A 12,994-nucleotide genomic window follows, 5' to 3' on the forward strand; every position below is an offset into this window, starting at 1 on the left:
GTGAAAAGACCATGACTTTAAAAGAAATAATTGTGGGCTTCGGCACCCAGGTTCGCAGTATCTGGATGATCGGCCTGCACGCGTTCGCCAAACGCGAAACGCGTATGTACCCGGAAGAGCCGGTTTATCTGGCCCCCCGTTACCGTGGCCGTATCGTGCTGACGCGCGATCCGGACGGCGCTGAGCGCTGCGTAGCCTGTAACCTGTGTGCGGTTGCCTGTCCGGTTGGCTGTATCTCTCTGCAAAAAGCAGAGACGAAAGACGGCCGCTGGTATCCGGAGTTTTTCCGCATTAACTTCTCACGCTGCATTTTCTGCGGCATGTGCGAAGAGGCCTGCCCGACAACGGCGATCCAGTTAACGCCGGACTTCGAGCTTGGCGAGTTCAAGCGTCAGGATTTGGTCTACGAAAAAGAGGATCTGCTGATCTCCGGTCCGGGCAAATACCCGGAATATAACTACTACCGGATGGCAGGTATGGCAATCGACGGCAAAGATAAAGGTGAAGCGGAAAACGAAGCCAAACCTATCGACGTCAAAGGCCTGTTACCGTAAGGAGAGGGGCAATGGAGTTCGCTTTTTATATCTGTGGCCTGGTTGCCATCCTGACGACGCTGCGGGTGATAACCCACACCAATCCGGTGCATGCGCTGCTGTACCTGATTATCTCCCTGCTGGCGATTGCCGGGGTCTTCTTCTCCTTAGGCGCCTATTTTGCGGGCGCCCTGGAAATCATCGTCTACGCCGGGGCCATTATGGTGCTGTTCGTATTCGTGGTGATGATGCTGAACCTCGGCGGCGCTGAAATCGAGCAGGAACGTCAGTGGCTGAAACCGCAAATCTGGATTGGCCCTGGCGCGTTGTCAGCCATCCTGCTGGCGGTGATGATCTACGCCATTCTCGGCGTCAACGACCAGGGCATCGACGGGACGCCAATCAGCGCGAAAGCGGTGGGCATTACCCTGTTCGGGCCATACGTTCTGGCGGTTGAACTGGCGTCCATGCTGCTGCTGGCGGGTCTGGTCGTCGCCTTCCACGTGGGTCGTGAAGAACGCGCGGGCGAAGTGCTCAGCAACCGTCCTGGCGATGCGAAAAGAAAAACGGAGGAGCACGCATGATCCCCTTACAACATGGACTGATCCTCGCCGCGATACTGTTTGTACTCGGTCTGACCGGTCTGGTTATCCGACGCAATCTGCTGTTTATGCTGATTGGGCTGGAAATCATGATTAACGCGGCGGCACTGGCTTTTGTCGTCGCCGGTAGCTACTGGGGCCAGACCGATGGTCAGGTGATGTATATCCTCGCCATCAGCCTTGCGGCAGCAGAAGCCAGTATTGGTCTTGCGCTGTTACTGCAACTGCATCGCCGTCGCCAGAGCCTGAATATCGATTCAGTAAGTGAGTTGCGTGGATGAACATGCTTGCCTTAACCATTATTTTGCCATTGATTGGCTTTTTACTGCTCTCCTTCTCGCGCGGTCGCTGGTCGGAAAACCTCTCCGCCGCGGTTGGAATGGGTTCAGTCGGTCTGGCGGCGCTGGTGACCGCCATTGTCGGCTTCGACTTCTTTAATAACGGTCAACAGGCCTACAGCCAGCCGTTGTGGACCTGGATGTCGGTGGGCGATTTCAACATCGGCTTTAACCTGGTGCTGGATGGTCTGTCGCTGACCATGCTCTCCGTGGTAACCGGCGTTGGCTTCCTGATCCACATGTTTGCCTCCTGGTACATGCGCGGTGAAGAGGGTTACTCCCGCTTCTTCGCCTACACCAACCTGTTCATCGCGAGCATGGTGGTGCTGGTACTGGCGGACAACCTGCTGCTGATGTATCTCGGCTGGGAAGGCGTGGGCCTGTGCTCCTATCTGCTGATCGGTTTCTACTACACCGATCCGAAGAATGGCGCGGCGGCGATGAAAGCCTTCGTGGTGACCCGCGTCGGTGACGTGTTCCTGGCCTTCGCGCTGTTCATTCTTTATAACGAACTGGGTACGCTCAACTTCCGCGAGATGGTGGAACTGGCACCGGCGCACTTCGAGGCTGGCAATAATATGCTGACCTGGGCGACGCTGATGCTGCTGGGCGGTGCGGTCGGTAAATCGGCACAGCTGCCGTTGCAGACCTGGCTTGCAGACGCGATGGCGGGTCCGACCCCGGTTTCCGCGCTGATCCACGCCGCAACCATGGTTACCGCCGGTGTCTACCTGATTGCCCGTACGCACGGTCTGTTCCTGATGACTCCGGAAATCCTGCATCTGGTGGGGATTGTCGGTGCTGTTACCCTGGTGATGGCAGGCTTTGCCGCGCTGGTGCAGACGGACATCAAACGCGTACTCGCGTACTCCACCATGAGCCAGATTGGCTACATGTTCCTGGCGCTCGGCGTACAGGCGTGGGATGCGGCGATTTTCCATCTGATGACCCATGCGTTCTTTAAAGCGCTGCTCTTCCTCTCATCCGGTTCGGTGATCCTTGCCTGCCACCATGAGCAGAACATCTTCAAAATGGGCGGCCTGCGTAAGTCTATCCCGCTGGTGTATGTCTGCTTCCTGGTGGGTGGCGCGGCGCTTTCCGCACTGCCGCTGATCACCGCAGGCTTCTTCAGTAAGGATGAAATCCTCGCGGGTGCCATGGCGAACGGACACATGAATCTGATGGTGGCAGGCCTGGCGGGCGCATTTATGACCTCGCTGTATACCTTCCGCATGATTTTCATCGTCTTCCACGGTAAAGAACAAATTCACGCACACGCAGGGAAGGGCATCACCCACCATCTGCCGCTGATTGTTCTGCTGGTGCTCTCCACCTTTGTGGGCGCGATGATCGTGCCGCCGTTGCAGGGTGTTCTGCCGGAAACCACCGAGCTTGAGCATGGCAGCGTGATGACGCTGGAAATCGCATCGGGCGTGATCGCCATTGCCGGGATACTGATTGCCGCCTGGCTGTGGCTTGGTAAGCGCACTCTGGTGACCTCAATCGCCAACAGCGCGCCGGGCCGCCTGCTGGGGACCTGGTGGTACAACGCCTGGGGCTTCGACTGGCTGTATGACAAAATTTTCGTAAAACCATTCCTGGGTATCGCCTGGCTTATCAAGCGTGACCCGCTGAATGCGTTGATGAACATCCCGGCAATCCTCTCCCGCCTGGCGGGTAAAGGTCTGCTGTTTAGCGAGAACGGCTATCTGCGCTGGTATGTGGCATCCATGAGCATCGGTGCGGTGGTCGTCCTCGCGCTGTTGATGGTATTGCGTTGATTTTTTGTGAAGTGTTTAGAATATAAGGGACATACGCAGCTATGTTATTACCCTGGTTAATACTTATCCCGTTTATTGGCGGCTTCCTGTGCTGGCAGACCGAACGCTTCGGCGTGAAGATGCCGCGCTGGATCGCGCTGGTCACAATGGGACTGACGCTGGCGCTTTCCCTGCAACTGTGGTTGCAGGGCGGCTACTCTCTGACCCAATCGGCTGGTTTACCGCAGTGGCAGTCTGAATTCCTGCTGCCGTGGATCCCACGCTTTGGCATCAGCATTCACCTGGCGCTGGATGGCCTGTCACTGCTGATGGTGGTGCTGACCGGATTCCTCGGCGTGCTGGCGGTACTCTGCTCCTGGCGCGAAATCGAGAAATATCAGGGCTTCTTCCATCTGAACCTGATGTGGATCCTGGGCGGCGTTATCGGCGTGTTCCTTGCCATCGACATGTTCCTGTTCTTCTTTTTCTGGGAAATGATGCTGGTGCCGATGTACTTCCTGATCGCACTGTGGGGCCATAAAGCCTCCGACGGGAAGACGCGTATCACTGCCGCGACCAAGTTCTTCATCTATACCCAGGCGAGCGGTCTGGTGATGTTGATCGCCATCCTGGCGCTGGTGTTCGTGCACTACAATGCGACCGGCGTCTGGACCTTCAGCTACGAGCAGCTGCTTAAGACGCCGATGTCCCATGGCGTTGAATATCTGCTGATGCTGGGCTTCTTCATTGCCTTCGCGGTGAAAATGCCGGTAGTACCGCTGCACGGCTGGTTGCCGGACGCGCACTCCCAGGCGCCAACCGCAGGTTCTGTTGACCTGGCGGGGATCCTGCTGAAAACCGCGGCCTACGGTCTGCTGCGCTTCTCGCTGCCGCTGTTCCCGAACGCCTCCGCTGAGTTCGCCCCCATTGCCATGTGGCTGGGTGTGATTGGCATCTTCTACGGCGCATGGATGGCATTCGCACAGACCGACATCAAACGTCTGATTGCTTACACCTCCGTTTCGCACATGGGCTTCGTGCTGATCGCGATCTATACCGGTAGCCAGCTGGCGTTCCAGGGCGCGGTGATCCAGATGATTGCGCACGGTCTGTCTGCCGCCGGTATGTTTATTATCTGCGGTCAGATGTACGAACGTCTGCATACCCGTGATATGCGCATGATGGGCGGCCTGTGGAGCAAAATTAAATGGCTGCCAGCGCTGTCGATGTTCTTTGCCGTGGCGACTCTCGGGATGCCGGGCACCGGTAACTTCGTCGGTGAATTCATGATCCTGTTCGGCAGCTATCAGGTTGTGCCGGTGATCACTGTGATTTCGACCTTCGGTCTGGTCTTCGCGTCAGTTTACTCGCTGGCGATGCTGCACCGCGCCTTCTTCGGTCAGGCGAAGAGCGAGATCGCAAGTAAAGAACTGCCGGGAATGTCACTGCGCGAGCTGTTTATCATTCTGTTGCTGGTCGTGCTTCTGGTACTGCTTGGCTTCTATCCGCAGCCGATTCTGGATACCTCGCATTCTGCGATGAGCAATATCCAGCAGTGGTTTGTTAATTCCGTTTCTACTACAAGGCCGTAAATCGCCATGACAATAACTCCACAACACCTGATTGCGCTGCTACCGCTGCTGATCGTCGGATTGACGGTGGTGGTTGTGATGCTCTCCATTGCGTGGCGACGCAACCACTTTACCAATGCCACGCTGTCGGTCATTGGGCTTAACGCCGCGTTAGTGTCGCTCTGGTTTGTTGGCCAGGCGGGCGCCATGGATGTCACGCCGCTGATGCGCGTAGACGGTTATGCAATGTTCTACACCGGCCTTGTGCTGCTGGCGAGCCTCGCAACCTGTACCTTCGCGTATCCGTGGCTTGAGGGCTACTACGACAACAAAGAAGAGTTTTACCTGCTGGTGCTGATTGCCGCCCTGGGTGGCATTCTGCTGGCGAACGCTAACCATATGGCTTCGCTGTTCCTCGGTATCGAGCTTATCTCGCTGCCGCTGTTCGGCCTGGTAGGTTATGCCTTCCGTCAGAAACGCTCGCTGGAAGCCAGTATCAAATACACCATTCTGTCTGCCGCCGCCTCGTCGTTCCTGCTGTTCGGCATCGCACTGGTATATGCGCAGACGGGCAACCTGTCGTTCCCTGGCCTCGGTAAGAGCCTGGGTGACGGCATGCTGCACCAGCCGCTGCTGCTGGCGGGTCTGGGTATGATGATCGTCGGTCTGGGCTTCAAGCTGTCGCTGGTGCCGTTCCATCTGTGGACGCCAGACGTTTACCAGGGTGCGCCTGCTCCGGTTTCCACCTTCCTGGCAACCGCCAGCAAAATTGCCATCTTTGGCGTGGTGATGCGTCTGTTCCTGTATGCGCCGGTGGGCGACAGCGAAGCGGTTCGCATGGTGCTGGGTATTATCGCCGCGGCTTCCATCATCTTCGGCAACCTGATGGCGCTGAGCCAGAGCAATATCAAGCGTCTGCTGGGTTACTCCTCTATCTCACACCTCGGCTACCTGCTGGTGGCGCTGATTGCGCTGCAAAGCGGTCAGATGTCGATGGAAACGGTGGGCGTGTATCTGGCCGGTTACCTGTTCAGCAGCCTCGGCGCGTTCGGCGTGGTGAGCCTGATGTCCAGCCCGTACCGTGGCCCGGACGCGGATTCCCTGTACTCCTATCGTGGTCTGTTCTGGCACCGTCCGGTTCTGTCTGCGGTGATGACGGTGATGATGCTGTCGCTGGCGGGTATCCCGATGACCCTCGGCTTTATCGGTAAGTTCTACGTGCTGGCCGTCGGTGTGCAGGCGAACCTGTGGTGGCTGACCGCTGCCGTTGTGCTCGGCTCTGCGATTGGTCTTTACTACTACCTGCGCGTGGCCGTGAGCCTGTATCTGAACGCCCCGCAGCAGCTGAACCGCGATGCGCCGTCTAACTGGCAGTACAGCGCAGGCGGTATCGTGGTGCTGATCTCCGCGTTGCTGGTGCTGCTGTTAGGCGTCTACCCGCAGCCGCTGATCGACATCGTGCAGCTCGCGAAGCCGCTGATGTAAGCGCGTTAGCCCATAAAAAAACCGCCGATGATTCGGCGGTTTTTTTTTGTATTTTGTAAATTGCGTAGTGCTACGCATAGTTGAGCCGCTAATGACAGCTTTCGGCGCATGGGGTGTAATATGCTGAAAATCGTTAAATCATTTCAGGGATCAACCATGCGTCAGCCTTACAGGATAGAGAGCATCACGCTGCGAGATATTGGCGTATTTGAACATACGCATTTTGATTTTCCACGCATAGCCAGTGAGTATGAGGATGCAAAAAAAGCGGAAATTCATATTTTCACCGGGCCGAACGGTTGCGGTAAAAGTACCGTGTTGTATGCGTTGGCGGGTATTTTGAACCCTGACCAACACAGTGGCGATGCGTTGGTCAGAAAGCGTTATCACGGTATTAGCAGTAAAGTTGATTTTCGTTTCTATGGAGTTGCTGGAGGATATGGTGTTAATCCAGACGAAAAATCATCAAATTTGTTAATTAATAGTGATACTTACTATTTTAGCATACAAGACATGAGCGAAAGTATGATTTGGAAAAACAAACCCTATTTGACTCCAAATCAGAGCGTAACCACTAAAACATTCGATTATGTTGCTCTGGCTTATTCAGGTAGTCGCGCATCTCAGGCTGGCTATGTTTTTTCTGCCATCCAAAACATCACACAATCCCCATTTGAAAATGCGCTTTCTTTCGATAAAACTGTTCGGCCTCAGTTGCTGGCGCAGTGGATTGCTAATAACCGCACTCAGGCAGCGTTGGCGAAAGCTGATTACGCAAAGGAAGAGGCGGAGCAATTTGATGCCGCGATAAAGCGTATCACTGATTTTGTGAATGATATTTGTCAGCTTGGCCTCACGTTTCATCTGCAACGTAATCCGCTGGAAGTAAAAGTGGGGCTTAATGGCGAACGGGTCAGCCTTGATACGCTTCCGGAAGGACTTAAATCGATTATTAGCTGGATTGCGGATATGGCATTACGCCTCGAAGCGATCCCCTGGAAAGAACCGCGCGATATTTTCTCTCAACCAATCATTCTTTTCCTGGATGAAGTTGATATCCATCTGCATCCAAAATGGCAGCGGCGAATTCTTCCTGCGATCCAAAAACTTCTGCCTAACGCACAGGTTTTTGTTTCAACGCATTCACCCTTCGTCGTTGGGTCGGTAGAGGATGCTTTTGTCTATCGTCTGCCTGAGCCACAGCGAAATATCTGTCGTGATGCGAGTGTTCCAGAGAATGTGCAGGCGGTGAAATCGGGCGCAGGGAAAAGTTATCAACTGATCCTGGCTGAAATATTCGATGTGGAAGAGGAATTTGACGTCGAAACGGAGCAGCAACTTAGCAGGTTTAAAGAGGCCATCAGGCTGCATCTGCTTAATCCTCGGGATGACACGTGCGTGATGGCGCTGGCGCAAACGCTAAGTGTTAAAAGCGAGGAGCTGACAACGCTGGTAAGTATGGAATTGCGGCAGATGGCGCGGTTGCTGGCTAAAAAATAAGGGCTTCATTATGTATCCTTTTTTACGGCCGGAATGCCCTGATTATTTAAAAAATTGTTGGGAAATATTAGGGCTGCGCTACGAGCAGTCAAAACAGCAAAATCCCAAATACAATTTCACCTGGTATGCTGATTTTCGCTATGACGAAACGCGCAAGAAGCTGACCGCCATGACTAAAGGGCACTGTGCGTTTTGCGATGGAGGACATTTAGGCGTAATGAGTCGCGAAACCGTAGAGCATTTTCGTCCGAAAAGTAGAACGGAATTTCACCGCGTGGCTTACCAGTGGGAGAACTTATATCCTTGCTGCGATCGCTGCCAGAGCGAAAAAGGTGAGCAGTATGAAGATGCCTTACTGATTGCTGATGAAGAAGGGTACGTTTTCAATGATTATTTTATGGTCGATTATGTAACTGGTGAATTATTACCCAACCCTCTGGCTTCCGCAGCGAATCAATATCGGGCAGAACGAACTATTAAGCTCTATGGCCTCAATGTTGATCAGCGACCCGCCGTTCGCAAGCAAGAGCTAAAACGTTATTTGCAGCGTGATAAAGATAAGGATGTCCTTGATGACTTCAGCTATCGCTATTTTTTAATGGATAGCTGAAAAAACTATTATCAGACCTGGACATTGCCCGGCGGCGCAAGCTTGCCGGGCCTGGTCGCATTGTAGGCCGGGTAAGCATCGCGCCACCCGGCAACCATTCATCTTACACAAACTGCTTATGGCTAATCAGCGGCCCGCTGACGTGTTGCGTGGCGCGGTCCAGCACTTCCTGGATCACCGAGGAAAGCTCGTTGATTTCAAACTTCGCGACGTAGCCATCGGCCTGCACTTTACGCACATGATCTTCGTTCGCGCTGCCGGACAGAGACGAGTGGATCACCACCGGAATATGCTTCAGACGCTCATCGGTTTTGATTTTGCGCGTCAGGGTGAAGCCGTCCATTTCCGGCATTTCCAGGTCGGTCAGCACCATCGAAATCTTATCGCTAATCGGCACGCCTTCCGCTTCCGCCTGCTGCGCCAGCACCTGAATGCGCTCCCACGCATCTTTACCGGTGATGTGCATGGTGTTCGGAATGTTCATGGATTCCAGGCCTTTTTCCAGCATGGCGCGCGCCACTTTGGAATCTTCGGCGACAATGGCCACCGCGCCCGGCTTCATATTGAACTTTTTAGTGTTCTCCAGATTTTTGGCATGCAGATCGTGGTCCGGCGGCGTAATGTCATAAAGGATCTGCTCAACGTCCAGCACCAGCGCCAGATTATTGGAATCCTGCTCATCGTCGAGACAGGCGATACTGGTGATGTAGCGACCATTAACGGCCTTCTCAGCCGTGTGCACCTGTTTCCAGTCCAGACGAATAATGTTCTCCACTGACTCGACGGCAAACGCCTGTACGCTACGGGCGTACTCGGTGATGAGCAGAATATTCAGTCCGGTAGTGGGTTTGCAGCCCGCCACCGCCGTCAAATCAATCACCGGAATGATTTGATCGCGGATATTCACCATTCCCATCATCGGCGGCTTCATCCCGGCAGGGCGGGTGAAGGTGGGCATGGGCACAATTTCACGCAGTTTGAAAACGTTTATGCCAAAGAGCTCTGACTTCGCGTCATGCACCGACGCGCCAAGACGGAACAGCAAAAGCTCAAAGCGGTTGGACAGGGTAAGATTAGCCCTGTCATCAATATCTTTCTGGAAACTATCCATCGTGCCCTCGGAGTGGAATGCGTGCGTTAACACTGTTATCGGCACGCCGGGGGAAAAATGGAGGAACGTTTTACATCAAACTGTGATGACAACGAAATCTTCAGCCAGAATACTCTCGGGGAAGATGGCCCGGCATTCCTCCACCAGCTTCTGGCTGCTGACGGCGTCGTAGCGTGAACTGATATGCGTCATCACCAGCCGTCCGGCATTGGCGTCACGGGCCAGCTGCGCCGCCTGACGCGTGGAGCTGTGACCACGGCTGTTGGCTTTTGCCTCCATTGCCGCCTCCAGCGTGGTTTCATGCACCATCAGATCCACATCCTGCGCCAGGTCGCGCGCGGCGGGGCAGGGGGCGGTATCGCCAAAAATCGCCAGCTTTTTACCCGGCGTGGCGGGGGAGAGATAGTCCTGGCCGTCGATCACACGCCCGTCATCCAGCGTTACCCTTTCTCCGGCTTTCAGACGCTGAAACAGCGGGCCGGGCGCGACGCCTGCATCCCGAAGCGCACGGGCATCCAGCGCGCCGGGCTTATTATGCTCTTCGATACGGTAGCCGTAACATTCCAGCGGATGATCCAGCGGATAAGCGGTCACGCGGCGTAACCCGTCATCAATGACTTCGCCTGCGCTTATCTCAACAACGCTCAGCGGGTAATCCGTCCAGGTGCCGCTCAGACGCAGCGTGGTTTCAATAAACTCGCGGATCCCTTTCGGGCCGTATACCGTCAGCGGTTGAGTAATGCCTGCCATCGAACGGCTGCAAATCAGCCCCGGCAGGCCAAACAGGTGATCGCCATGCAGATGAGTAAGAAAAATTTTCTCAATCTTGCCGGGATGATACGGGGTTTTCATCAGTTGATGCTGTGTACCTTCGCCGCAGTCAAACAGCCACAGCGCGGGCTGCGTTGGGTGTTGCAGGTTCAACAACAGCGCGCTAACGTTTCGTGAGCGCGACGGCACCCCCGCCGAGGTGCCAAGAAAGAGAAGTTCCATATGTGCGTTACGCCCTTTCCGGAAGATGAAAAGCCATTAGTATAGCGAGAGGCGAATCAATTAAGGAGAGCACCATGATCCACTGGCAAGATCTGCACCACAGCGAACTGAGCGTCAGCGCGCTTTACGAATTACTCAAATTACGCTGCGAAGTCTTTGTGGTGGAGCAAAACTGCGTCTATCAGGATGTAGACGGTGAAGATCTGATCGGTGAGAACCGCCATCTGCTTGGCTGGCGTGATAACCAGCTGGTGGCGTATGCGAGGATTCTGAAAAATGAGGATGATTTCGCCCCGGTAGTGATTGGCCGGGTCATCGTCAGCCCACAGGTCAGGGGGGAGAAACTGGGTTATCAGCTGATGGATCGGGCGGTTGCCAGTTGTCAGCAAAACTGGCCGCAGCGCGCGATATATCTGGGTGCGCAGGCACATTTGCAATCTTTCTATGCCCATTTTGGCTTCCGGCCGGTGACCGATATTTATGACGAAGACGGTATCCCGCACATCGGTATGGCGCGGGAAGTTCGCCAGGCGTAACCGCAGGTCATTGACTATAGTTAGCAAACCAGTGCAAAACATGGAGAAAACAAATGACTAACCAATTCACAGAAACACGCGTTGACGACGACCTGACCCTGCTGAGCGAAACGCTGGAAGAGGTGTTACGTTCCTCCGGCGATCCTGCTGACCAGAAATATATCGAACTGAAAGCACGCGCCGAACAAGCGCTGCACGACGTGAAGTCCCGCGTGAGCCAGGCTTCCGACAACTACTACATGCGCGCCAAGCAGGTTGCCTACCGTGCAGATGATTACGTGCATGAAAAACCGTGGCAGGGCGTAGGTATTGGTGCTGCTGCAGGCCTGGTGCTGGGTCTGCTACTGCGCCGCTAATTAATTTTTCACATTAGTTCGCTAATGTTAGCAGCCTCCTGTTCAGGAGGCTGTTTTGTTTTACCTGTCTTATAAGTTTAATCTTATTTATTAATGGATATATTAATAAAAGACATCTCCGCATAAAAATAAATATTCTCATGGCTTAATTTATTATCTTGGTGAATGGTTTTTGCTTTTTTATATTTTTTGAGTGAATGTGTTTCACAAAATGAATAAAATTGCCTAAGATTTTCCTCCAAATTCAATTCTAACTAATTCAATCGGTTATCCTTAATTAATATTCTTTTAATTAAATTGTCCTTGAATAAAAATCAACTTTACCCTATAAAACCGGCGAAAATTGTATTTAATGTTCTCTCCTGACGACGCTATCGTGTCCGTCTGACATTGTTGATATTGACTCTTGTTGAATAAGGAATATTCATCATGCAAAAAAAATCCGTATTATCCCTCTGTATAGCGATGGCGCTGAGCGGCAATAGTTATGCCGGAACAGATCTGAGCGAAAAAGAACGCAAGTCGCAGGCGTGTCCGGCAAATATCAGCGCGCTGAGCGAAGCCCAAAAAGCAAAACTGCCTCCTGAATGCCTTAAAGAGCCCTCTTTTCTGGAAGAACAGTGGGAATGGGTTGCCGGAGGCGTGGCCGCTGTCGCGGCGGCAGTCGGCCTGGCTGCGGGCGGTGGCGGCGGTGGTGATGGTGGTGATAGCGGGGATGACGGCTCTTCCACGCCGACTGGCGATATTATTAAAACCTACAACAACGGCGTAACCTGGAACGAAACCAAAAAAACGGTGGCCTTTGCGGGCATTACCTGGAATTACACCGCCAATCAGAACGGTACTTACACCCTGACCGATCCGGCGACCGGCAAAACCATTGTGCTGGATAAATGGGCTCTGGATGAGGCCAGCAATGCCGTCACTATGAAAGGCACCTCTGCGGATGGCAGCAAAGTCTGGTATCTGGATATCACCGGTGAGATCAATTTCACTGACGCCGTGAACTGGCATGAAGGCAACAATAACAAGATCGATACAAACGGCGGCACGGCCTCAGGCGAGGGTAATAACGGCTCTATTACCATCGGTGACGATAACACCATCAATAATAACGGCGACACCAACGGTAACGATGGCGGCACCGGCACAAAAGTCGATGGCGACGGCAACACCATCGATAATAACGGCAACAATAGCGGCACCAATGGCGGCACCGGCACCGAAGTGGATGGTGACGGCAACGCTATTGATAACCACGGCACCAATACCGGCGACGGCGAAGGTTCCACCGGTACTGATGTTGATGGCAACGGCAATACCGTTGATAACGGCGGCGATAACAGCGGCACCAATGGCGGCACCGGGACTGACGTTAACGGCGACACCAACGACATCAATAACGATGGCAACAACAGCGGCACCAATGGCGGCACCGGCACCGATGTAGACGGCAATGGCAACACCATTGACAACAACGGTGACAACACCGGCGATGGCACAGGTTCCACCGGTACTGACGTTGACGGTAACGACAACACCATCAATAACAACGGCAACAACAGCGGGATTAATGATGGTACCGGTACTGATGCCACA

The 12,994-nt window shown here is 53.9% G+C and carries 13 protein-coding genes; 11 read left to right on the plus strand and 2 right to left on the minus strand.

Features of this window, described 5'->3' with window-relative positions:
• Positions 1-11: 11 nt before the first annotated feature.
• The 8 genes from nuoI (at position 12) to ACQUTD_RS15865 (ending at position 8,399) form a co-directional block, all read left to right on the plus strand.
• Positions 12-554, plus strand: a complete 543-nt coding sequence (nuoI, locus tag ACQUTD_RS15830; RefSeq protein WP_072569201.1) for an NADH-quinone oxidoreductase subunit NuoI — start codon at positions 12-14, stop codon at positions 552-554.
• A gap of 11 nt (positions 555-565) precedes the next feature.
• The gene (gene nuoJ, locus ACQUTD_RS15835; RefSeq protein WP_318362820.1) at positions 566-1,117 is read left to right on the plus strand and encodes an NADH-quinone oxidoreductase subunit J; all 552 of its coding nucleotides are present in this window, start codon (positions 566-568) and stop codon (positions 1,115-1,117) included.
• A complete protein-coding gene (gene nuoK, locus ACQUTD_RS15840) occupies positions 1,114-1,416 on the plus strand; it encodes an NADH-quinone oxidoreductase subunit NuoK (RefSeq protein ID WP_072569199.1) in 303 nt (100 codons plus the stop codon). The genes nuoJ and nuoK overlap by 4 nt, the downstream gene beginning before the upstream one ends.
• Positions 1,413-3,254, plus strand: coding sequence for an NADH-quinone oxidoreductase subunit L (gene nuoL, locus ACQUTD_RS15845; protein WP_473277112.1), 1,842 nt, complete (start codon positions 1,413-1,415; stop codon positions 3,252-3,254). Before nuoK ends, nuoL begins: the two co-directional genes overlap by 4 nt.
• A gap of 41 nt (positions 3,255-3,295) precedes the next feature.
• The gene (gene nuoM, locus ACQUTD_RS15850; RefSeq protein ID WP_072569197.1) at positions 3,296-4,825 is read left to right on the plus strand and encodes an NADH-quinone oxidoreductase subunit M; all 1,530 of its coding nucleotides are present in this window, start codon (positions 3,296-3,298) and stop codon (positions 4,823-4,825) included.
• A gap of 6 nt (positions 4,826-4,831) precedes the next feature.
• Positions 4,832-6,289, plus strand: coding sequence for an NADH-quinone oxidoreductase subunit NuoN (nuoN, locus tag ACQUTD_RS15855; RefSeq protein ID WP_318362822.1), 1,458 nt, complete (start codon positions 4,832-4,834; stop codon positions 6,287-6,289).
• A gap of 120 nt (positions 6,290-6,409) precedes the next feature.
• Positions 6,410-7,789: an AAA family ATPase gene (locus ACQUTD_RS15860; protein ID WP_473277114.1), complete on the plus strand. Its 1,380-nt coding sequence runs from the start codon at positions 6,410-6,412 to the stop codon at positions 7,787-7,789.
• A gap of 10 nt (positions 7,790-7,799) precedes the next feature.
• Positions 7,800-8,399 carry an HNH endonuclease family protein gene (locus ACQUTD_RS15865; RefSeq protein WP_473277117.1) on the plus strand — a complete coding sequence of 200 codons (600 nt, stop codon included), beginning with the start codon at positions 7,800-7,802 and terminating at the stop codon, positions 8,397-8,399.
• Between the two features lie 103 nt (positions 8,400-8,502).
• On the opposite strand, the gene ACQUTD_RS15870 is transcribed toward ACQUTD_RS15865, so the two are convergent.
• Complete coding sequence (locus tag ACQUTD_RS15870) at positions 8,503-9,510, minus strand: chemotaxis protein CheW (RefSeq protein WP_473277118.1); 1,008 nt, start codon at positions 9,508-9,510, stop codon at positions 8,503-8,505.
• Positions 9,511-9,585: 75 nt separating this feature from the next.
• Positions 9,586-10,503 (minus strand): ribonuclease Z, encoded by a 918-nt coding sequence (gene rnz / locus ACQUTD_RS15875; RefSeq protein WP_473277119.1) that lies wholly within the window; start codon positions 10,501-10,503, stop codon positions 9,586-9,588.
• A gap of 74 nt (positions 10,504-10,577) precedes the next feature.
• Between rnz and ACQUTD_RS15880 the strand changes: the two genes are divergently transcribed.
• The 3 genes from ACQUTD_RS15880 to ACQUTD_RS15890 all read left to right on the plus strand — a co-directional run.
• Positions 10,578-11,039: a GNAT family N-acetyltransferase gene (locus tag ACQUTD_RS15880; RefSeq protein WP_473277121.1), complete on the plus strand. Its 462-nt coding sequence runs from the start codon at positions 10,578-10,580 to the stop codon at positions 11,037-11,039.
• Between the two features lie 53 nt (positions 11,040-11,092).
• On the plus strand, positions 11,093-11,395 hold the full coding sequence (elaB, locus tag ACQUTD_RS15885) for a stress response protein ElaB (RefSeq protein WP_072569192.1): 303 nt from the start codon (positions 11,093-11,095) through the stop codon (positions 11,393-11,395).
• Positions 11,396-11,824: 429 nt separating this feature from the next.
• Positions 11,825-12,994, plus strand: a 1,170-nt coding sequence (locus ACQUTD_RS15890) for a BigA/YdbA N-terminal beta-barrel domain-containing protein (protein ID WP_473385699.1), incomplete at its 3' end; no start/stop codon positions are given.

Source organism: Enterobacter sp. K510 (genome assembly GCF_055804875.1).

Excerpts from the sequence above, each read along its gene's own strand:
- nuoI (WP_072569201.1), top strand. The coding sequence starts at position 12 with ATGACTTTAAAAGAAATAATTGTGGGCTTCGGCACCCAGGTTCGCAGT.
- nuoM (WP_072569197.1), top strand. The coding sequence starts at position 3,296 with ATGTTATTACCCTGGTTAATACTTATCCCGTTTATTGGCGGCTTCCTG.
- ACQUTD_RS15870 (WP_473277118.1), bottom strand. The coding sequence starts at position 9,510 with ATGGATAGTTTCCAGAAAGATATTGATGACAGGGCTAATCTTACCCTG.
- ACQUTD_RS15860 (WP_473277114.1), top strand. The coding sequence starts at position 6,410 with ATGCTGAAAATCGTTAAATCATTTCAGGGATCAACCATGCGTCAGCCT.
- ACQUTD_RS15865 (WP_473277117.1), top strand. The coding sequence starts at position 7,800 with ATGTATCCTTTTTTACGGCCGGAATGCCCTGATTATTTAAAAAATTGT.
- ACQUTD_RS15880 (WP_473277121.1), top strand. The coding sequence starts at position 10,578 with ATGATCCACTGGCAAGATCTGCACCACAGCGAACTGAGCGTCAGCGCG.
- rnz (WP_473277119.1), bottom strand. The coding sequence starts at position 10,503 with ATGGAACTTCTCTTTCTTGGCACCTCGGCGGGGGTGCCGTCGCGCTCA.
- elaB (WP_072569192.1), top strand. The coding sequence starts at position 11,093 with ATGACTAACCAATTCACAGAAACACGCGTTGACGACGACCTGACCCTG.
- nuoL (WP_473277112.1), top strand. The coding sequence starts at position 1,413 with ATGAACATGCTTGCCTTAACCATTATTTTGCCATTGATTGGCTTTTTA.
- nuoN (WP_318362822.1), top strand. The coding sequence starts at position 4,832 with ATGACAATAACTCCACAACACCTGATTGCGCTGCTACCGCTGCTGATC.
- nuoK (WP_072569199.1), top strand. The coding sequence starts at position 1,114 with ATGATCCCCTTACAACATGGACTGATCCTCGCCGCGATACTGTTTGTA.
- nuoJ (WP_318362820.1), top strand. The coding sequence starts at position 566 with ATGGAGTTCGCTTTTTATATCTGTGGCCTGGTTGCCATCCTGACGACG.